Here is a 17,323-nt window from a genome sequence, read left to right as displayed (position 1 = left end):
CGATGCGGGCGCCTAGACTGTGGGCGACCTTCTTTGCGGTGTAACCGATGCCGGCCTCTCACCTGTTGCTCGCCCTTGCCGTGGTGTTCGTGTGGGGCACCAATTTCGTCGTGATCAAGCTCGGGCTGCACGAGTTGCCGCCCTTTCTGTTTGCTGCGATGCGGTTTCTGCTCTCTGCGGTGCCGCTGGTGTTCCTGCTCAAGCGCCCCGCGGTGCCGTGGAGCAAGCTGGCAGCCTTTGGCGTACTGCTAGGTGTGGGGCAGTTCGGTCTGCTGTTCCTCGCGATGCAGCACGACATTTCGCCGGGCTTGGCGTCACTGGTAATCCAGTCGCAGGTCTTCTTCACGATCGGCCTTGCGCGTTGGCAACGCGGCGAGCGCTTGCGGCGCGAGCAGGGCGTTGCGCTCGCCCTCGCGCTGGCCGGCATCGCGGTGATCGCGGTGCATGTCACCGGCGTGCCGGGGGCGGCGGTAACCGCCACCGGGCTGGCGCTGGTATTGGGTGCGGCGCTCGGCTGGGCGGGTGCCAACACCGTCGCGCGCAGCGTTGGCCGCGTCGATGTGCTCGCGTTCATGGCGTGGTCCAGCCTGTTCGCGGTGCCGCCGCTGTTTGCGCTGAGCGCTGCGGTCGAGGGGCCGGCGTTGATGTCGCAAGCCTTGACCGAGGCCTCCTGGGTGGCGTGGGCTGCGGTGCTGTGGCAGGCGGTCGGCAATACGCTGTTTGGCTACGGCGTGTGGAACTGGCTGCTGGCGCGCCATCCGGCCGCGGTGGTCACGCCCAGTGCCCTGTTGGTTCCCGTGTTCGGCATGGGGGCGGCGAGCTTGCTCGCCGGCGAAACGTTGCCGGCCTGGAAACTCCTGGCGGCTGCGTTGGTGATGACCGGACTGGCGATCAACCTGTTCGGCGATCGTCTGCTGCAGCTGCTTCGAGGTCGTCCGGGCTGAGGCGGCCACCGGGCGGCGTGAGCGTCAGTGCCATGCGCGACAGCGCCCGATACACGTCGCCCAGCGGAGCGTCGACCGCCGCAGTGGCGGCCCATTCCGCCAGCACGGTATCGCGGTCGTCGCGCGCAACCGGGCCGGTCAAGGCGGCACGCGGCCCGACGCGATCGAGGTTCGCAAAGGTGCCTTCGATCAACGGACGTAAAGCAGGCCACGCCGCGTCGCGCGGCACGCCGGCCGCTTCCATGCTGCGCAGCGCCGCCTCCATCAGCGCGACAAGGTGGTTACAGGCGAGTACGGCGCCGGCGTGATAGAGCAACTTTCCGGCGGGGTCGATCGCAAAGCGCCGTGCGCCGATGGCGTCGAACATCGGGCCGAGCACGGCCAGCGCGGCTTCGTCGCCCTCGCAGCCGCAGGCGGTGCCCGCGAAGTCTGCAACGGCTTGGTCCGGGCTGGCGAAGCTTCGCAACGGGTGCAGGCTTGCGATGGCGCAGCCGGCTTCACGCAGTGGCGTGAGTGCGCTGCTGGGCAAGGCGCCGCTGCAGTGAAACACGATGCTGCCTGGCGGCATCTGGCAAGCGAGCGCTGCCGCGACCTGCGCGATGGCGTCGTCCGGCGTAGCGATCAGCGTGATCGCGGCGGGGCGCAGCGATTTGAAAGCGACGGGCTCGCCAGCGCCGACGAACGCTTGCGTCGCACGGGCGGGTTCTTCGGCACAGTCAATCAGTTGGGCAACACGCACCAGCCCATGTGTGTGCAGCAGCCGAGTGATGCTGCGGCCCAGGCGCCCGCAACCGACGAGGTTGAAGTCCGGCGGGGTGTCTGGCATCAGAAGGGCGCCTCGCTGCGCAAGTTGAGCCGCTCCCCGCTTGTCGGGTGCGGCAGGCTGAGCGCGGCGGCGTGCAGCAACAGGCGCGGCGCCGCGTCGCGATCGGCGGGCAGGGCGTAAAGCGGATCGCCGAGGATTGCGTGACCGATTTCGGCCAGATGAACCCGCAACTGGTGAGATCGTCCGGTCACCGGTTCGAGCTCCAGTCGCGAGCGGCCGCCTTCGCGCGCAAGCACCCGCCAGCGGGTCAGTGAGGGCTTGCCAAGCGCGTGGTCCACTTTCTGGCGCGGCCGATTTGGCCAGTCGCAGATCAAGGGCAGGTCGACCGAACCGGCTTCCGCGTCGGGGTCACCGGCCACGACGGCGATGTAGCGCTTTTCCACCGCGCGCCCCTGGAAAGCTAGGCTTAGCGTGCGGTGGTGTGCGGCGCCGCGCGCCATCACGATCAGGCCTGAAGTGGCGAGATCCAGCCGATGCACGATGAGGGCTTCCGGATACGCTGCCTGCACGCGGCTCGCCAGGCTGTCCTGCATCGCGTCGCCGCGTCCCGGCACCGAGAGCAGGCCCGCAGGCTTGTTCAGCACGATCATCGTGTCGTCGGCGAAGACGATGTCGAGGCCGCAGTGCGGCGGTGGGTGATACGGAATCTGATGCGACACAAGAGCGGTGGCGTGCGGGCGAGACCCGGACTCTACCGCAGTTGCGGCGGCGCGGCCGGCGCCGCCGTCTTGGCCTTACTTGCCCAGGTTGTAGATGCCGCTACCAATGAAGGCGTCCATACCGGGGATGCGTTTCACGTACGCGCTCTTCTTCTCAAGCGCCTTGGTCTGCGGGTGCGGCCAGTCGTAGTCGATCCAGCCTTCGCCCTTGCTGCGGGTCATTTCGACCATGTCGCGGATCAGCATCTTGCCGTCAGCGGTCTTCAGGTCAATCAGGTTGGTGTTGCGAAGCTTCGGGTTCGCGCCGTGGGCGATGTTCTTGCCGGTGAAGTCGTACGCGAAGAGGTAGAGGTCGCGATCGTGCCAAGGCTTGCTGCCAGGCGTGCTGAAGTCGGTGAAGGCGGCGTCCGGTCCGGCACTTTTGATGTGGGCCAGCGCCTTGTCGACGAGGGCTTTTGCCTCCTCGCGACTGGCCTTCTCCTCTGCAATCGCTGCGGTATTGGCCGTGAGGGCGACCAGGCCTGCGATCAGGATGTTGCGAAAGATCTTCATTTCCCCTCCTTTGTGGAACGTTGTGCGGAGCCCGCTGGGCTCTGCCGCGTTAACGGCCGTTCCGGGGAAATGCGTAGCGTATCGTTGTGTCAGAACCCCAGTTTGCGCAGCACATGGCGACCGCGCGCCGCGAAGGCGGTGTCGGGCATGCCCAGCTCGTAGATGCTGCCCGATTCCGTCTCGATGCGTTTGCTCAGCGGATCGTAGGCGACGATGGGGGTCGTGCTGCCGCGGTGGCTTCGCAGCACCGCACCGATCACGCCAGCGGCGTCGGTCATTTGCACATTGCGTTCTTCGGTGGTCAGCCACCAGCCGCTGATCCGGCCGCGTACGCGGTGTTGCGACAGATGAGTGGCGCCAGGGGGCAACACCTGCGGTGCGCCGTCGGCAGCGTGGGGGGTGGGTTGAACGACTTCTTCCATCTGAGCCAGCAGATGGTCGATGCCCTCGATGAAGTTTGTCTCCACCTGGGCCTGCATTGCCTCGGTCATGGTTATGCCTTTGGAATAGTTTTAAGGGCGCAGTCAGAATACCCGTTCGGCATGCCTTGGCAAGGCCTAGGGAAAACCCTAGAACCGGTACTGTCGCACGGTGCGCTGCGAAATATGGGCACCCGCCCCATTTCGGTGCGGAACGGAGGCGTTCCGGCGTCGGCGCTTAGCTGCCTGAAGCGGGGTTCGCGCCAGACGGGGCCGGGCGCTCAAAGCGTGCGCCAAGCAGCCAGTGAGAGCCTGTGTAATCCACGGTTGCACCGCCAGTGTTCTGCCACCAGCGTTCGCGGTCGAACATCTCACGTGGCACGTATTCCGGATGCAGGCTCGCGAGCGGGTAGGACCAATGCCGCGTGCGCCGCTTGCGGGTGGCTTCGAGCAGCCAGGTCTGCTCGTTTTCTCGAACCACCACCCAGGCGTGGCCGCCGCCATTCATCGTGCCGAGCACGACGCGGGCGTCCTTGCCGAGCCCGATCAGCCAGTCAGCGAGGGCGATCGCGTGGTCTTCGCAGTCGCCGCGAGGATTGCCCATCGACTCGCGCGAGGTCTGCCACATCTCGCGCACGCCGTACTGTTGCGGATCCTCGACATAGGTCTTGCGATGCGCAATCACGTACAGCGGCACCCAAGGCTCCGCTTTCGGCATCGGCACGAAGCCCTCGAGGAAGTGATTGACGAAGTGATGGTGCCGATCGGTCCCTGGTGCAACGGTGGTGACAGGGGCGCCGCCCACACTGAAGTGGTAGGGCAGCCAGCGATCCGGCCCCTGATGGCGCGCAACGGTGCGGTCGAGTTGTTGCTCATGCACCTGTTTGCCGTTGCTCAGCCGCACCACCGAATCGGTGCCGGCAGACGCCTTACCTTGCTGAGTTGCCGCGTGCCAGTCGATTCGCCAATCGGGTTCGATGACCAGCGGCACATCGCTGCGGCCGTAGGCGCCAATCGCAACCAACGCACAGGCGAGGCCGCTTAGCAGCAGGAGCGGGCGGTGGGCGCCCGGCTTGCCGGTGGTCATCCGCGCAACCCGAAGGAGAGCAGCACCGCAATGAACAGCAGCATCGTCGAGGCGAAGATCGCGACCGCGATGTTGCCCTTCTTGAGTTCTTCCTCGAAGTCGAGCGACTTGAGCAGCACGCTGTCGACGAAGCGCAGACCAACGACCCCTGCGATCAGACCCAGCACGGCGTGCAGCAGGTTCATGCCCAGATTGAAGGCGGTGGCGGTGATGAAATCAGGAGTCATGAGGTTCTCTGGTGGGCGAGGAAAACGCGGCGAGTCTAGCCGCCGCCCATCCCAGGGCGCGTGCGGTCTGCCACGCTGGGGGCTCGGAGCACGTTAAAGCGGCCGTTGGAGGTGCCGTTAAGCCGGAATGCTGTAACGGCAGTCCGGCCGCTACAGGCTTGCTTCTGCAGCGACGACTGCGATGGGCGGGACGCTGGGGACACGGGAGGGATATGTCGGGTGCGCGCGATTTGCTGCTAAGCAGGGGCCCGTGTTGTCGAGCGAATCGGCAGACATGGACTCGCGCCAATGGCTGAATGGATGACAGTCCGCTCGCTCGGCCTGACGGCCCTGTTCGGCGGCCTCGCGCTATCCGCTGATGTGTGCGCCGACGATGTCCTGACGCTGTATTTCAACGAACGGCCGCCCTTCAATTCGACCGACCCGTCTGGCAAGGTGAGTGGCCTGACCGCGACACCGGCTGTCGCGGCCCTGCGCCGCGCCGGTATTCCATTCCGCTGGGAAGCAACGCCGTTGGCGCGGCAGTTCGCGCTGATCGAGCGTGGCGACACCTATGCATGCGCGGTGGGTCTCTACCGCAACCCCCAACGTGAGTTGGTGGGAAAACTCTCCGCGCCGCTCTATCGCGATCGCGGCATGGTTGCAATCGCACGAGCCGGCCTCGGGCTGCAGGATGGCGCCAGCTTTGCCGAACTGCTGCGCAACCGGCGCTTGCGCATGCTCTACAAGACCGGGTTGACCTACGGTTCGAGCGTGTCGCGCTTGATCCAGCAAACACCCCCTGTGGTGGAGATGGTGTCGGTCGAAACCCCGGTGATGGTGCAGATGATCAGGGCCGAGCGTGCCGATTGGATGTTGGCGGCCGAGGAGGAGGCCGACTACCTGATCGCGCAGGCTGGTGTGCCGCCTGCATCGGTGACGGTTGTGCATTTCCGGGACCTGCCCGGCGGCGAAACGCGCCATTTGTTTTGCACCCGTGCCGTGCCTGACGCATTGCTGGAAAGGATCAACGCCGCGCTGGCTGACGCCGCGCGCACAACGACCGGCGAACGCCCCTGAGCCCGCCGCAAGGGAAACCACTGCCTTGACCGTCTTCCGTACGGCTGCGTACAGTGCCGGCCAATGCGACGGCCATCTGCCCGTCGCCCGCGTTCCATATCGCCTGGCGTGCGCATCACGCCGCCCTTGAAAGGACTACGCCATGCCGACTGCGCTGCCGCGCCGTGTCGCGATCGTGGGTGCAAACCGCATCCCGTTCGCCCGCTCGAATACTGCCTACGCCCAGCTCACCAACAAGACCATGCTGACGGACACGCTGCGCGGCCTGGTCGAGAAGCTCCATCTGCAGGGCGAACTGCTCGGCGAAGTTGTCGGTGGTGCGGTGATGAAGCATTCCCGTGACTGGAACATGGTGCGGGAATGCGTGCTGTCCTCCGGATTGAGTCCGAATACCCCGGCCTTCGACGTGCAACAGGCCTGTGGCACCGGGCTGGAGGCGGCGATCCTCGTCGCGAACAAGATTGCGCTCGGACAGATCGACGCCGGTATCGCCTGCGGTGTGGATACCACGTCGGACGCGCCGGTGGCGGTCAACCGTGGCCTGCAACGTGCGCTGATGGATCTCAACGCGGCGAAAACCACCAGCGCCAAGCTCAAGCACCTGATGCGTGCGATCAACCCGAAGCATCTCGTGCCAGAACTGCCAGCCAACGCCGAGCCGCGCACCGGCAAGTCGATGGGGCAACACGCCGAAATCACTGCAAAGCGCTACGGCATTAGCCGCGAAGCGCAGGATGCGCTGGCGCTGGCCAGTCACCAGAACCTTGCGCGTGCCTACGACGAGGGTTTCTTCGACGACCTGGTGATGCCGTACCACGGCCTCAAGCGCGACAACAACCTGCGGCCCGACTCCTCACTCGAAAAGCTCGCCAAACTGGCGCCGGCCTTCGATCGCAACGGCGGCACGATCACCGCGGCGAACGCGTCCCCGCTGACCGACGGCGCCTCGGCCGTGCTGCTGGCGAGCGAGGAATGGGCGCAGAAGAAAGGCCTGCCCATCCTTGCCTACCTCGTCACCGGTGAGGTCGCGGCCGTCGATTTCATTGATGAGCGCGAAGGCCTGCTGATGGCGCCGGCCTATGCCATTCCGCGCATGCTTGCGCGCCTTGGCCTGACGCTGCAGGACTTCGATTTCTACGAGATTCACGAAGCCTTCGCCGCGGTGGTGCTGTGCACCCTGGCCGCGTGGGAGAGCGACGAGTTCTGCCGCACGAAGCTGGGCTTGCCCGGCGCGCTTGGCAGCATCGACCGCTGCCGCCTCAATGTGAAGGGCAGCTCGATCGCGGCCGGCCATCCGTTCGCCGCGACCGGCGGCCGTGTTGTCGCCACGCTCGCGAAACTGCTCGCCGAGAAGGGTTCGGGGCGCGGCTTGATCTCGATCTGCGCGGCGGGCGGGCAGGGCGTCACCGCCATCCTGGAGCGCTGATATCCATGGCTGACCTGCTGCTGCGCCTCGCCAACGATCGCCGCACCGCTGGCCTGATCCGCAGGCTGGGTTTGCCGACCCCGGTGCGTCTGGCACGCGCGCCCGGAGGCTATGACGCCCAGCCTTTGGCCGGGCGCGTAGTGGTGTGCGGTGCGGCGCCCGGCGGCATCGCGCAGGCGGCGCTCCGGCAGGCAGCCGAAAGCGCTGGGGCAAGCTGCACGCTCGAACTCGCGGAGGGTCAAAGCGCGGATACCTTGCTGTTCGACGCTACGGGCTGCCATACCCCAGCGGACTTGGCGGCATTGCACGCGTTCTTCGCGCCCAAGCTGCGGCGGCTTGCGCGCAACGCGCGCGTACTGGTGGTCTCGCGTGATCCGGCGGCGCTGGATGATCCGGTGGCCGCAGCGGCTGCGCGCGGCATTGAAGGTTTCGTTCGCGCGCTCGGCAAGGAGATCGGGCGCCGCGGTGCGACGGCCAACCTCGCGCGGCTGGCGCCTGGCGTGGAGACACAACTCGCCGGACTGGTGCGCTTCTGCGGTGGGCCGCGCTGTACTTACGTGTCCGGGCAGGTGTTCCGGCTGGCGCCCGCAGCTGTGACCGAAGCGGGCGCGTGCCAGCTTGCCGGCAAGGTCGCGCTGGTCACGGGTGCAGCGCGCGGGATTGGTGCGGCGACCGCTCAGCGCTTGGCGGAGGAGGGCGCGCGCGTGGTCTGCATCGATGTCGCTGCGGCACGCGATGCCTTGTACGAAACCGCAACCCGGGTCGGCGGACTACCGCTGGTGCTCGATATTGCCACGCCGGATGCGCCCGCCACGCTGGCGGCCTTCCTGCGCGACAAGACGGGCGGCGTTGACGTGGTCGTTCATAACGCCGGCATCACCCGCGACAAGACGCTTGCCAACATGAAGCCCGAGCTTTGGGATGGCGTGATGGCGGTGAATTTCGCCGCGATAGCGGCCATCGATGCGGCCTTGCTGGCGGGCGAGGTCTTGCACGATGCCGGCCGCATCGTGTGCCTGTCGTCGGTCAGCGGCGTGGCGGGCAACTTCGGACAGACCAATTACGCAACCAGCAAGGCGGCGCTGATCGGCTATGTCGCAGCGCAGGCGCCGCGGCTTGCTCCACGTGGCATCACGATCAACGCAGTGGCGCCGGGCTTCATCGAAACGCCGATGACCGCGAAGATTCCGCTGATGACACGCGAAGCCGGGCGACGCCTCAATGCGTTGTCGCAGGGCGGTTTGCCGCGCGACGTGGCGGAGTTGATCACCTTCCTCGCCTTGCCCGCCAGCGGTGGTTTGAGCGGCAACACGATTCGCGTTTGTGGGCTCGCGCTGATAGGAAAATGATCCTGTGAACCGACGTTTTGGTCTCCGTATCGGGATTCGGGCCAATTTGATCGGAGTCGAACATTTAGCGGTTCGTCGGCGGAAATGATAGTGGAATTGTCCGAATTGGTCCTACACTAGCGAACTTTGGACCTTCGGCACCCGCTGCGGATCGGTGATGAAGCGACGTATTCGCAACCTTGCACGCAAAACGATGAGGCTCGCCGCCGGCTTGTTGCCGCGCAGCTCACGCAATGCTTTGTTGCGCAACGCTGTGCGATGCGAAGAGACGCCGCCGGACAATCTGGTCTTCAAGCTCGCTGAGACGCGGGAGGAGCTGGAGGCCTGCTTCAAGCTGCTGCACGAGGCCTATGTCGGCGCCGGCTTCATGCAGCCGGACGAATCGGGCATGCGTGTCACGCTCTACCACGCGCTGCCCACGACGACCACACTGCTCGCGAAGTACGACGATCAAGTCGTTGGCACGATTTCGCTGATCCGCGAAAGCGCGCTTGGCTTCCCGCTTCAGCGGATTTTCGATATCGATGCGATCCGTGCCGAAGGCGGCAATATCGCCGAAGTTTCGGCGCTGGCCGTGCATAAGCGCTTCCGCATGCGAGGCGGTCTGGTGCTGTTCCCGCTGATGAAGTTCATGCGCGAATACGCGGTGAAGTACTTCGATACGCGCCACCTGGTGATTGCGGTGAACCCGCGCCATATTCCGATGTACGAGGGCTTGCTGTGCTTCCGGCGCCTGCGGCAGAACCCGGTGAGCCACTACGACTTCGTCAACGGCGCACCTGCCGTGGGCGCGCATCTCGATCTGAAGAAGATGCCGGAGCTCTACCGGCGTGCCTACGCGCACCAGCCACCGTCGAAGAACCTGCATCGCTACTTCCTAGAGCTCAAGCTCAAGCACTTCCAGTTTCCGGACAAGCGTTTCTTCACCACCAACGACCCGGTGATGACGCCGGAGCTGATCAACTACTTCTTCAATCAACGTACCGACGCTTTCCGCCGCGCCAGCCAGCGCGAAAAGGTGCTGCTGCACGGCATCTACGACTTGCCCGCGTACAAGGCCTACCTGCCGCCGCTGCCGGACGATTCATTCCGCACCGAGCTCAAACGGCGTCAGCACCAGCGCTTCTCGGTAATGTGCCCGGCCGGTTTCCATGTTCGCCAGCCCGACGGGCAGCGCTCGCGCGTGTATCCGATGCGGGTCATCGAATGCTCGCGCACCGGCTTCCGTGCGCAGTGCGAGGAATCGATCCCGCTCGATGCCGAGGGGGTGGCTTTCGTCGAACTCGGCGAGGCCGATCGTTGCATGTTGCGCGCGCGGGTGTTGCGGCATGGCCGCAGCAGCGATGCGATTGCGATGTTCAAGCTTGTCGAGCCGGATCCGGTCTGGCTCAAGTTCGTGCGCGCCCTGCGCATGGCGCGCACGCATGACGAACTGGGCGACGCGACCCAGTTCCTCAGCGAGTCGCGGCCCCTGTCTACGCCGACTTAGCAGCGGCGGCGGGCACGAAGAAGCGCTCGCCAAGCTCTTCCAGCCCCAGCGTCTGCAGAATCTCCTGCAGGCGTTCGCTTGGGCGATTGCGCGGCAGATTCTTGTCGCTGGCGATGATCAGCTCGTTCTTCATCGAGTGTTCCCAGCCTACCAGTTCGGTCACGTTTACCTGGTAGCCATGCGCTTCCAGTTGCAGGCAACGCAACACATTGGTGACCTGGCTGCCAAATTCGCGCGTGTGGATCGGGTGGCGCCACAGTTCGGTCAGCGGTGACTTGAGCGCTCGCCCCTTGTTTTTGCGCAGCACCGCGGCCACCTCGGCCTGGCAGCAGGGCACCAGCACGATATGGCGCGCACGCTTGGCGAGGGCAAAGCGGATCGCGTCATCAGTGGCGGTGTTGCAGGCGTGCAGCGCGGTGACGACGTCGATGCGCGCCGGCAGCGCGGTCGAAGTGATCGAATCTGCTACGGACAGGTTGAGGAAATGCATGCCGCCAAAGCCCAACTGCGCCGCCAGCTCGCGCGAACGCGTCACCAGTTCGTCGCGCGTTTCGATGCCCCAGACGGTGCCTTGCGGTGCGGCTTCCTTGAAGAACAGGTCGTACAGGATGAAGCCGAGATAGGACTTGCCCGCCCCGTGGTCCACCAGGTTCACGTCCGCATGGCTGCCGAGTACATCCTGCAGCAGCGGTTCGATGAAGTGATACAGGTGGTAGACCTGCTTGAGCTTGCGCCGGCTGTCCTGGTTCATCTTGCCGTCGCGAGTCAGGATATGGAGTTCCTTCAGCAGTTCGACGGATTGGCCGGGGCGGACTTCGTAGGTCTTGTTCATGGCTGTGCGGCGGTCGGGCAAGGGCGGATCAGGACCGCGATTATGCGGCACGCCGGCAGCTACGCCGGCGGCGCAGGTGGTGTTGTATTCGTCACGATGCGACACCAGGTCGGGGGCTGCACTTGTTGCCGCCGCCCGTTACGCTGGCGCTTGCCATGCGCGGCGCTGCGCGCGCGCTGGCCGACGCGGCCACGACTGGCCGTATCCTGGGAGGAAGGCGATGAAGAAGCTCGTGCTTGGCCTGGCATGTGCGCTGGCTGTTGCGCCCGCATTTGCCAAGATGGACTGTGAAACCCTGAAAGGGCAGATCACGGAAAAGATCGAGGGCAAGGGGGTGAAGGACTACAGCCTCGAGATCGTCGCGAAGGGCGAAGGCAAGGACGGCAAGATCGTCGGCTCCTGCGACGGTGGCACGAAGGAGATCGTCTACCGGCGTACCAAGGGCGAAGCCAAGGCGGAAGCGAAGCCGGAAGGCAAGTAGGCCGCTCGCTCAGGCCCGGCACGCAAAGGCGAACCGGGCCCAAGGTTGACGCTGCACTCAGCGAAGCGTTGGCCACACCTTTCGATAGGCAGCGAGCAGCCGCTGATGCGTGGCGCTGGCTTCGAAGTTGGGTCCCAGCACATCAAGGCCGAAGAAGCGCAGCTTCCCGCTCGCAAGCGCTTCGGCAGTGGCCAGCGCTTCTCTGCCGTAGAGCGCATCGAGCGCCGGCCCGTAGCGGTCACCCGGAGGCAGACGCAGCACGGCCTCCAGCGCCCGGTAAACGCGCGCTCGAGCCGCGTCCAGGTGGCCGAACTGGCTGACCCATGCGCAGCCCTCCGCAGCGGCGTCGGTGTCGCCAACTGCCAGTGCGAGCAGCGCCTTCAGCTCCCCGACCCGAAGCGTGCGCCAGGGCGAATCGACGTCGGGCGCGAGCCCGATCAACGCGGCAACCGGGCGTTCGTCGGCGAGATCAAGGCTTTCGAGCGCGTCGCGCAAGGCTTCGCACTCGGCCTCGTCGAGCTCCGGCAAGCGTTGCAGCGCCGGGCGCAGCAGGTTGCCGACGCTGTTGTTCTCCCATTCCAGATCTTCGACCGGGTAAATCTCTGACATGCCCGGCACGACGATGCGGCAGGCGTACGCGCCCAGGTGATCGAAGTCCGCGATGAGGATGTCGTGCCCGGCGGCGTGGATCGTGTCGCACAGATGGCGGAATTCGTCTGCTGTGCTGCCGGCAAAATCCCAGTCCGCAAAGTCGAAGTCCGGCGTGCCTGCGAGCAGCCGCCAACCGACGACGCCGGATGAATCAACGAAATGCGTTTCGATGTTCGACGGATCGGCGACCTCGTCGGCGTCGAAGGCCGGCGGCGGAAAGCCCGTGAGTGCGTCGAGCGCGCGCCCTTGCAGCAGTTCGGTGAGCGCACGTTCCAGCGCAACCTCGAAGCGCGGGTGTGCGCCGAAGCTGGCGTAGCAGCCGTGGTCTGCCGGGTTCAACAACGTCACCGCCATCACCGGGAATTCACCGCCGAGCGAAGCATCCTGAACGCGGATGCCGAAGCCGGCGTCGCGCAGTGCAGCCACGCCGGCGGCGATGCGCGGATGGCGCTCCAGCACCTCGGCCGGCACTTCGGGCAGGCAGAGATCTTCGCGCAGCACGCGGAACTTCACATGGCGCTCAAGGATCTCCGACAGCGCCTGGGTCCGCGCCTCTTCGGCGGAATTGCCGGCCGCGAGCCCGTTGCTGACGTAGAGATTGCCGATCAGGTTCACCGGCATCCACAGCGTCTCGCCATCGCGTTGGCGTACATGCGGTAGCGCGCAGATGCCGCGAGCGGCGTTGCCACTGTTGTGCTCGACAAGGTGCGAGGCGGGCACGCTGGCGTCCGGGTTGTAGAAATCCTGCAACGCGGCGTCCAGCAAACCGCTTGGCCAGCTTTCGTCCTCACCGAGCGGGAACCAGCGCTCATGCGGCGTGTGGGCGAACTCGTGCTGTGCGATCGTCTCGCCAAGGTGGTAGTGCGACCAGAAGTGATTGCAGCTTGCGCGCTCGACAAATTCGCCAAGCGCGCTGGCGCGGGCTGCCAGCTGCGAACCGCCCTTGCCGTTGGTGTAGAGCAGCGGGCAATCGGCGTCGCGCAGATGCACCGACCAGCAGTCGGCGACCGGGTTGAGCCAGGCGTGCTCTTCGAGCCGGAAGCCGCGCTCGGCGAGCAGGCCTTGCAGGCGCGCGATGCTCGCTTCGAGTGAGGCGTCCTTGCCCGGGATGAAATGTTCGGGGGCGGTCATGGGGGATTTCCGGGGGGAAGGAAAGGCCGCGATTCTGCGGCGTGGGGCGGCCGGCGTCCCTGACCGGGGACAAGCGTGCGGCACTTGCGAGCCTGAGGCGCTGATCACGTATCCTCGCGCACTTCGTCTTCATAGGTCGAACACCGTGACCACACTTGCCAACCCCTTTACGCTTGCCCTTGCTGCGCCGCCACTTGCTCGGTCCATCGCCGAAGGCATGCGGCATGTGGCCGACTATGTTGCCCAGGCGGCCACAGCGGGTGCAGCGCTGGTCTGCTTCCCCGAGGCCTATGTGCCGGGGATGCGCGGGCTGGATTTCGACGTCGAAGCGCATGACGCGGCTGGTCTCGCGGCGGCGCTGGAGCAGACCCGTGCGCTGGCCCGGCAGCACCGCATCGCGGTCGTGCTGCCGATGGAGTGGCCGAGCAAGGCAGGCGGGCTGCACATTCTGGCGTGGGTGATCGGGCCAGACGGCGAGGTCGTGGGGGCGCAGACGAAGAACCAGCTTGATCCGGATGAGGATGCCACCTACACGCCGGGAGATACGCGCCAAGTGTTCGAACTGGGTGGGCTGCGTTTCGGGATCGTCATCTGCCACGAAGGCTGGCGCTACCCGGAAACAGTGCGCTGGGCGGCGGCGCGCGGTGCGCAGCTGGTGCTGCACCCCCACTTCGGTGGCAGTGATTTCGCGGGCGAGGTGCTGCGCGAGTGGGGTGCCCCAGACGGGCCGATCTACGAAAAGGCCATGCAATGCCGCGCGGCTGAAAACAGCATCTGGTTTGCCAGCGTGAACGTCGGCCTGCGCTATTCGGTGTCCGGCAGCGCGGTGATTTCGCCAGAGGGCCGCTGCGTCGCCCACTTGGGGCATGAGGGGCCAGGATTGTTGGTGACCACGATCGACCTGGCCGCTGCAAGTGGCCGCCTCGCACGCCGCTATGCGCCGCAGCGCTATCGTGAAGCGGGAGGTGCCGCATGAGCGTGGTCAGCACCGAGAATGCCGAACACTACGTCTGGGGCGAGGGCTGCGACGGCTGGCATCTGCTCAAGGACCCAGCACTCAGCGTGATCCAGGAGCGCGTGCCGCCAGGCAAGTCGGAGCAGACGCATCGCCATGCGCTGGCGCGTCAGTTCTTCTACATCCTTGAGGGCCGCGCGGAGATGTGGCGCGCAGGTGAGGTGCTTGTTCTTGCGGCGGGGCAGGGGATCGAGATTCCGCCGGGCGTCCCGCATCAGTTTCGCAATCCCTTCGATCGCGAGGTCGTGTTCCTCGTCGTTTCGAGCCCGACCACGCGGGGCGATCGCGAGAACCTCTAGCGCATGCTCAGGCCGTAGCGCGCGGCCAGGCGTCCGATCTCGCCGCTGCTCACGAGGGCTTTCAGCGCAGCGTTGACCTGCGTGAGCGACCAGGGCGATTTGGGTGACACGAGACACTGCGTATCCACGGTCGTAAAGGCTTGTTTGCCGACCTCGAAACGTTCCCGCTGCGCAGGGAACTGGCGGAACTGGCCTTCGATTTCCGCCTCCGACGTGATCAGCACGTCCGCGCGATCGGTGAGGAGCAGGCGGAACAGGTTGTCGACGCGGGTCTCCTCAACCGGCTGCGCCGCCTTGGCATCGAACAGACCCTGAATGGCCGGATAGTGGTAGCCGAGCATGATCGCTACTCGCAGGCCTTTGAAGTCCTGCGGCGCTTGGCTTGGCAAGCGTTTGCCACGCAGCGCCACAACCCGTTCGATCTGCGGCAGCACCGGGATACTCCAGAGGCCGTCGCGTGCTTCGTCCGACCAGATCGGGCTCAGATAGCACGCAATGTCGGCGTCACCCGCCAGCACAGCCGCCTCGGTGCGCCGTCGCGACCACAGACTGTGCTGTGCGCTGGTCCCCAGCTTTTCGGCGATTCGATCACCGAGTGTCTTGAGCAGGCCTCCGCTGACCTTGCCCTGCGCGTCCACCTCAACCAGCGGGTAGCGCAGCGATTCGAGCTGCGCGACTCGAAGCGGCGGTGCGGCGTGGGCCGGTGGTATCGCCAGCATGCAGCCCAGCGCGACGAGGGCGATATGGAACGTGTATGAGCGGGTGTGGCGCATACCTTAGTTTAGACTGCGCTGGCTTCGTGGAGAACGGCTTAAAGATTGGGAGCAGGCATGGCGGCGATTTCGAATCCTTGGCTCTTCGTGCTGGCGGTGATGGTGCTCAACGTCACGCCGGGGCCCGACACGATGCTGATCGTGGGGCAGAGCGTCTCACGCGGGCATCGCGCAGGACTGCTGGCTGCGATGGGCATCTCGCTGGGTTGCGCGACGCATGTGCTGTTTGCGGTGCTCGGTCTGTCGGCGCTATTGCTGGCGTCTGAAACGGCGTTCAACACGCTCAAGGTGGCGGGCGCGATCTATCTCGTCTGGCTCGGTATCACGATGCTGCGCGACAAAGGCGAAGCCCCTGCGCAACGCGTGGAGGCGCCGCGCGTCTCTCGTCGCGGACTGCTGCTACGCGCTTACTTGACCAACCTGCTGAATCCCAAGGTGGTGTTGTTCATGGTGTCCTTCTTTCCGCAGTTCATCCGCCCCGGGGTGCCGGGCACCACCACGGCGCTGCTGATCCTTGGCGCGATCTTCGTCGGGCTCTCTACCGTCTACAACAGTGGCATGGCGTGGGCGTCTGGCCGGCTCGCTGCGCGGATCAGCGGCTCTGGCATGTGGCGCGTATGGGTGAACCGAGTCACCGGGGTGGCATTTCTTGGCGTGGGCTTGCGTCTGCTGTCGGTCAGTCGGCCGACCACCTGAAAGAAAAACGACGCCCGTTTGGGCGTCGTCGTGATGGCTCAGTTCAGGTGCTGCGCCAGATAGTCATGCAGCTGTTCCAGCGTCAAACCCCACTGATCGAGCATGTAGTGCAGCACTGCCTGCTCCGCCGGCGCGATCTGTTCGTCTGCGCCGCTTGCGTGGATCGCCAGCGCACACGCTTTCAGACGCAGCGCGGGGTCGGTGACCGGTGCGAGCACCTGGTCGAGAATCGCCGGGTCATTCACCCGTGCTTCGTGCGGTTTCGGGCTGGCCAGCGCCACGTCGACCAGATGGTCGGCCAGCACCGTGCGTAGCCCGTGGGCGTCGAGGCCCACGCTGGCGAGATGCTCCGGGTCGGAGAGTGCTGCCAGTTCGGCCTCGGCGAGGCTGCCGTCCGCGACCATCATCATTGCGACGATGCGGCCGACGGCCTGCGGGCTGTTTTCCGGATAGGTACGGATCGGGGTCATGCGGATCTCCTTAGCGGCTGGCGCGCAGCGCGGCAATGCGTTCATCAAGCGGCGGGTGCGACATGAAGAGTTTCATGAACGCCGGCCCACCCGAGATGCCGAGCGCCTTCACACCGTCCGGCAGGGCGCCGCCTTCGGCGTTGAGCTTCAGGCGTTCAAGCGCGTTGATCATCGGTGTGGCGCCAACCAGCTTTGCGGCACCTGCATCTGCGCGGAATTCACGCTGACGCGAGAACCACATGACGATGATCGAAGCCAGCACGCCCAGCACCAGCTCGGCGACGATGGTGGTGACAAAAAACGCCGGGCCGTGCCCTTCCTCGTTCTTGAACACCAGCTTGTCGACCACGTTGCCGACAATGCGCGCGATGAACATGACGAAGGTGTTCACGACGCCCTGGATCAGCGTCAGCGTCACCATGTCACCGTTTGCTACGTGGCTGACTTCGTGCGCCAACACCGCTTCCACTTCGTCGGGCCGCATGTTGTGCAGAAGCCCGGTTGACACGGCCACCAGGGCGTTGTTGCGGCTCGGTCCGGTGGCGAACGCGTTGAGCTCCGGCGAGTCATACACCGCCACTTCCGGCATCTTGATGCCAGCGGCCTGCGCCTGACGCGCCACCGTGTCGAGCAGCCAGGCCTCGACCTGATTGCGCGGTTGCGTGATGACCTGGGCGCCGGTCGAGAACTTGGCCATCCACTTCGAAATGGCGAGCGACACAAAGGCGCCACCGAAGCCGAAGATCGCGCAGAACACGAGCAGGCTCTGCAGGTTCAGGCTGCCGTTGGCTTCGAGGTAGCGATCCAGCCCCAACAGACGGGCGGTGATCGACAGCAGGATGACGATCGCGACGTTGGTCGCGACAAGCAGCAGAACGCGTTTCACAGGTTTTCCTTTCAATGCGCGTTGATCGATCCGGCGCACGGCCCGTGAAACG

General features: G+C 65.5%; 20 protein-coding genes. 9 read left to right on the top strand and 11 right to left on the bottom strand.

Features of this window, described 5'->3' with window-relative positions; translation table 11 throughout:
• Window positions 1-47: 47 nt before the first annotated feature.
• Window positions 48-944 (top strand): EamA family transporter, encoded by an 897-nt coding sequence (locus JY500_RS16040; protein ID WP_206253793.1) that lies wholly within the window; start codon window positions 48-50, stop codon window positions 942-944.
• On the opposite strand, the gene JY500_RS16035 is transcribed toward JY500_RS16040, so the two are convergent.
• The 6 genes from JY500_RS16035 to JY500_RS16010 form a co-directional block, all read right to left on the bottom strand.
• Window positions 892-1,770, bottom strand: coding sequence for a Rossmann-like and DUF2520 domain-containing protein (locus JY500_RS16035; protein WP_206253792.1), 879 nt, complete (start codon window positions 1,768-1,770; stop codon window positions 892-894). The two genes, JY500_RS16040 and JY500_RS16035, sit on opposite strands and share 53 nt — an antisense overlap.
• Window positions 1,770-2,360 (bottom strand): RluA family pseudouridine synthase, encoded by a 591-nt coding sequence (locus JY500_RS16030; protein WP_206256515.1) that lies wholly within the window; start codon window positions 2,358-2,360, stop codon window positions 1,770-1,772. Before JY500_RS16030 ends, JY500_RS16035 begins: the two co-directional genes overlap by 1 nt.
• Before the next feature lie 144 nt (window positions 2,361-2,504).
• Window positions 2,505-2,981 carry a cache domain-containing protein gene (locus tag JY500_RS16025; protein WP_172197189.1) on the bottom strand — a complete coding sequence of 159 codons (477 nt, stop codon included), beginning with the start codon at window positions 2,979-2,981 and terminating at the stop codon, window positions 2,505-2,507.
• An 89-nt stretch (window positions 2,982-3,070) separates the two neighbouring features.
• Window positions 3,071-3,472, bottom strand: coding sequence for a hypothetical protein (locus JY500_RS16020; protein WP_206253791.1), 402 nt, complete (start codon window positions 3,470-3,472; stop codon window positions 3,071-3,073).
• A gap of 166 nt (window positions 3,473-3,638) precedes the next feature.
• Window positions 3,639-4,487, bottom strand: a complete 849-nt coding sequence (locus JY500_RS16015; protein ID WP_206253790.1) for a transglutaminase-like cysteine peptidase — start codon at window positions 4,485-4,487, stop codon at window positions 3,639-3,641.
• Complete coding sequence (locus JY500_RS16010) at window positions 4,484-4,714, bottom strand: DUF350 domain-containing protein (protein ID WP_172197198.1); 231 nt, start codon at window positions 4,712-4,714, stop codon at window positions 4,484-4,486. The genes JY500_RS16015 and JY500_RS16010 overlap by 4 nt, the downstream gene beginning before the upstream one ends.
• A gap of 288 nt (window positions 4,715-5,002) precedes the next feature.
• On the opposite strand from JY500_RS16010, the gene JY500_RS16005 reads away from it, so the two are divergent.
• The 4 genes from JY500_RS16005 to JY500_RS15990 all read left to right on the top strand — a co-directional run bounded on the left by JY500_RS16005 (window position 5,003) and on the right by JY500_RS15990 (window position 10,037).
• Complete coding sequence (locus JY500_RS16005) at window positions 5,003-5,773, top strand: substrate-binding periplasmic protein (RefSeq protein ID WP_206253789.1); 771 nt, start codon at window positions 5,003-5,005, stop codon at window positions 5,771-5,773.
• A 142-nt stretch (window positions 5,774-5,915) separates the two neighbouring features.
• Entirely contained in the window at window positions 5,916-7,199 is a 1,284-nt protein-coding gene (locus JY500_RS16000) for an acetyl-CoA C-acetyltransferase (protein WP_206253788.1), read from the top strand.
• Window positions 7,200-7,204: 5 nt separating this feature from the next.
• Entirely contained in the window at window positions 7,205-8,548 is a 1,344-nt protein-coding gene (locus JY500_RS15995; RefSeq protein ID WP_206253787.1) for a 3-oxoacyl-ACP reductase, read from the top strand.
• 157 nt (window positions 8,549-8,705) lie between these two features.
• Complete coding sequence (locus JY500_RS15990) at window positions 8,706-10,037, top strand: N-acyl amino acid synthase FeeM domain-containing protein (protein ID WP_172197210.1); 1,332 nt, start codon at window positions 8,706-8,708, stop codon at window positions 10,035-10,037.
• On the opposite strand, the gene JY500_RS15985 is transcribed toward JY500_RS15990, so the two are convergent.
• Window positions 10,024-10,869, bottom strand: a complete 846-nt coding sequence (locus JY500_RS15985; RefSeq protein ID WP_172197213.1) for a class I SAM-dependent methyltransferase — start codon at window positions 10,867-10,869, stop codon at window positions 10,024-10,026. The genes JY500_RS15990 and JY500_RS15985 overlap by 14 nt on opposite strands.
• Before the next feature lie 220 nt (window positions 10,870-11,089).
• On the opposite strand from JY500_RS15985, the gene JY500_RS15980 reads away from it, so the two are divergent.
• Entirely contained in the window at window positions 11,090-11,350 is a 261-nt protein-coding gene (locus tag JY500_RS15980) for a DUF1161 domain-containing protein (RefSeq protein ID WP_206253786.1), read from the top strand.
• Window positions 11,351-11,407: 57 nt separating this feature from the next.
• Here JY500_RS15980 and ycaO read toward each other — a convergent pair whose 3' ends face one another.
• Window positions 11,408-13,132, bottom strand: coding sequence for a 30S ribosomal protein S12 methylthiotransferase accessory factor YcaO (ycaO, locus tag JY500_RS15975; RefSeq protein ID WP_206253785.1), 1,725 nt, complete (start codon window positions 13,130-13,132; stop codon window positions 11,408-11,410).
• Window positions 13,133-13,277: 145 nt separating this feature from the next.
• Here ycaO and JY500_RS15970 point away from each other — a divergent pair, with 145 nt between their 5' ends.
• Together JY500_RS15970 and JY500_RS15965 are read left to right on the top strand one after the other, a co-directional pair.
• Window positions 13,278-14,108, top strand: coding sequence for a carbon-nitrogen hydrolase family protein (locus tag JY500_RS15970; RefSeq protein ID WP_206253784.1), 831 nt, complete (start codon window positions 13,278-13,280; stop codon window positions 14,106-14,108).
• On the top strand, window positions 14,105-14,446 hold the full coding sequence (locus JY500_RS15965) for a cupin domain-containing protein (protein WP_206253783.1): 342 nt from the start codon (window positions 14,105-14,107) through the stop codon (window positions 14,444-14,446). The genes JY500_RS15970 and JY500_RS15965 overlap by 4 nt, the downstream gene beginning before the upstream one ends.
• On the opposite strand, the gene JY500_RS15960 is transcribed toward JY500_RS15965, so the two are convergent.
• Window positions 14,443-15,219: a substrate-binding periplasmic protein gene (locus JY500_RS15960; RefSeq protein ID WP_206253782.1), complete on the bottom strand. Its 777-nt coding sequence runs from the start codon at window positions 15,217-15,219 to the stop codon at window positions 14,443-14,445. The genes JY500_RS15965 and JY500_RS15960 overlap by 4 nt on opposite strands.
• Window positions 15,220-15,276: 57 nt before the next feature.
• Between JY500_RS15960 and JY500_RS15955 the strand changes: the two genes are divergently transcribed.
• Entirely contained in the window at window positions 15,277-15,915 is a 639-nt protein-coding gene (locus tag JY500_RS15955; protein ID WP_206253781.1) for a LysE family translocator, read from the top strand.
• 38 nt (window positions 15,916-15,953) lie between these two features.
• Here the strand turns inward: JY500_RS15955 and JY500_RS15950 are convergent, their stop codons facing one another.
• Both JY500_RS15950 and htpX read right to left on the bottom strand, forming a co-directional pair.
• A complete protein-coding gene (locus JY500_RS15950) occupies window positions 15,954-16,385 on the bottom strand; it encodes a tellurite resistance TerB family protein (RefSeq protein WP_172197251.1) in 432 nt (143 codons plus the stop codon).
• Between the two features lie 10 nt (window positions 16,386-16,395).
• Window positions 16,396-17,271: a protease HtpX gene (gene htpX / locus JY500_RS15945; RefSeq protein ID WP_206253780.1), complete on the bottom strand. Its 876-nt coding sequence runs from the start codon at window positions 17,269-17,271 to the stop codon at window positions 16,396-16,398.
• Window positions 17,272-17,323: the final 52 nt, after the last annotated feature.

Origin of the sequence: Niveibacterium microcysteis (assembly GCF_017161445.1) — a bacterium.
In the GTDB taxonomy this organism is placed as follows: domain Bacteria; phylum Pseudomonadota; class Gammaproteobacteria; order Burkholderiales; family Rhodocyclaceae; genus Niveibacterium; species Niveibacterium microcysteis.
Note: the sequence above shows the minus strand (reverse complement) of the source record. Positions and strands in the feature narration are given on the sequence as shown.

What these genes read in the sequence shown, in the direction of transcription:
- JY500_RS16015 (WP_206253790.1), bottom strand. Translation starts at nt 4,487, where the DNA reads ATGACCACCGGCAAGCCGGGCGCCCACCGCCCGCTCCTGCTGCTAAGC.
- JY500_RS15965 (WP_206253783.1), top strand. Translation starts at nt 14,105, where the DNA reads ATGAGCGTGGTCAGCACCGAGAATGCCGAACACTACGTCTGGGGCGAG.
- JY500_RS16040 (WP_206253793.1), top strand. Translation starts at nt 48, where the DNA reads ATGCCGGCCTCTCACCTGTTGCTCGCCCTTGCCGTGGTGTTCGTGTGG.
- JY500_RS15990 (WP_172197210.1), top strand. Translation starts at nt 8,706, where the DNA reads ATGAAGCGACGTATTCGCAACCTTGCACGCAAAACGATGAGGCTCGCC.
- JY500_RS16025 (WP_172197189.1), bottom strand. Translation starts at nt 2,981, where the DNA reads ATGAAGATCTTTCGCAACATCCTGATCGCAGGCCTGGTCGCCCTCACG.
- JY500_RS15950 (WP_172197251.1), bottom strand. Translation starts at nt 16,385, where the DNA reads ATGACCCCGATCCGTACCTATCCGGAAAACAGCCCGCAGGCCGTCGGC.
- JY500_RS15980 (WP_206253786.1), top strand. Translation starts at nt 11,090, where the DNA reads ATGAAGAAGCTCGTGCTTGGCCTGGCATGTGCGCTGGCTGTTGCGCCC.
- JY500_RS16000 (WP_206253788.1), top strand. Translation starts at nt 5,916, where the DNA reads ATGCCGACTGCGCTGCCGCGCCGTGTCGCGATCGTGGGTGCAAACCGC.
- JY500_RS16010 (WP_172197198.1), bottom strand. Translation starts at nt 4,714, where the DNA reads ATGACTCCTGATTTCATCACCGCCACCGCCTTCAATCTGGGCATGAAC.
- JY500_RS16035 (WP_206253792.1), bottom strand. Translation starts at nt 1,770, where the DNA reads ATGCCAGACACCCCGCCGGACTTCAACCTCGTCGGTTGCGGGCGCCTG.
- ycaO (WP_206253785.1), bottom strand. Translation starts at nt 13,132, where the DNA reads ATGACCGCCCCCGAACATTTCATCCCGGGCAAGGACGCCTCACTCGAA.
- JY500_RS16005 (WP_206253789.1), top strand. Translation starts at nt 5,003, where the DNA reads ATGGCTGAATGGATGACAGTCCGCTCGCTCGGCCTGACGGCCCTGTTC.
- JY500_RS16020 (WP_206253791.1), bottom strand. Translation starts at nt 3,472, where the DNA reads ATGACCGAGGCAATGCAGGCCCAGGTGGAGACAAACTTCATCGAGGGC.
- JY500_RS15960 (WP_206253782.1), bottom strand. Translation starts at nt 15,219, where the DNA reads ATGCGCCACACCCGCTCATACACGTTCCATATCGCCCTCGTCGCGCTG.
- JY500_RS15995 (WP_206253787.1), top strand. Translation starts at nt 7,205, where the DNA reads ATGGCTGACCTGCTGCTGCGCCTCGCCAACGATCGCCGCACCGCTGGC.
- JY500_RS16030 (WP_206256515.1), bottom strand. Translation starts at nt 2,360, where the DNA reads ATGATCGTGCTGAACAAGCCTGCGGGCCTGCTCTCGGTGCCGGGACGC.
- JY500_RS15955 (WP_206253781.1), top strand. Translation starts at nt 15,277, where the DNA reads ATGGCGGCGATTTCGAATCCTTGGCTCTTCGTGCTGGCGGTGATGGTG.
- JY500_RS15985 (WP_172197213.1), bottom strand. Translation starts at nt 10,869, where the DNA reads ATGAACAAGACCTACGAAGTCCGCCCCGGCCAATCCGTCGAACTGCTG.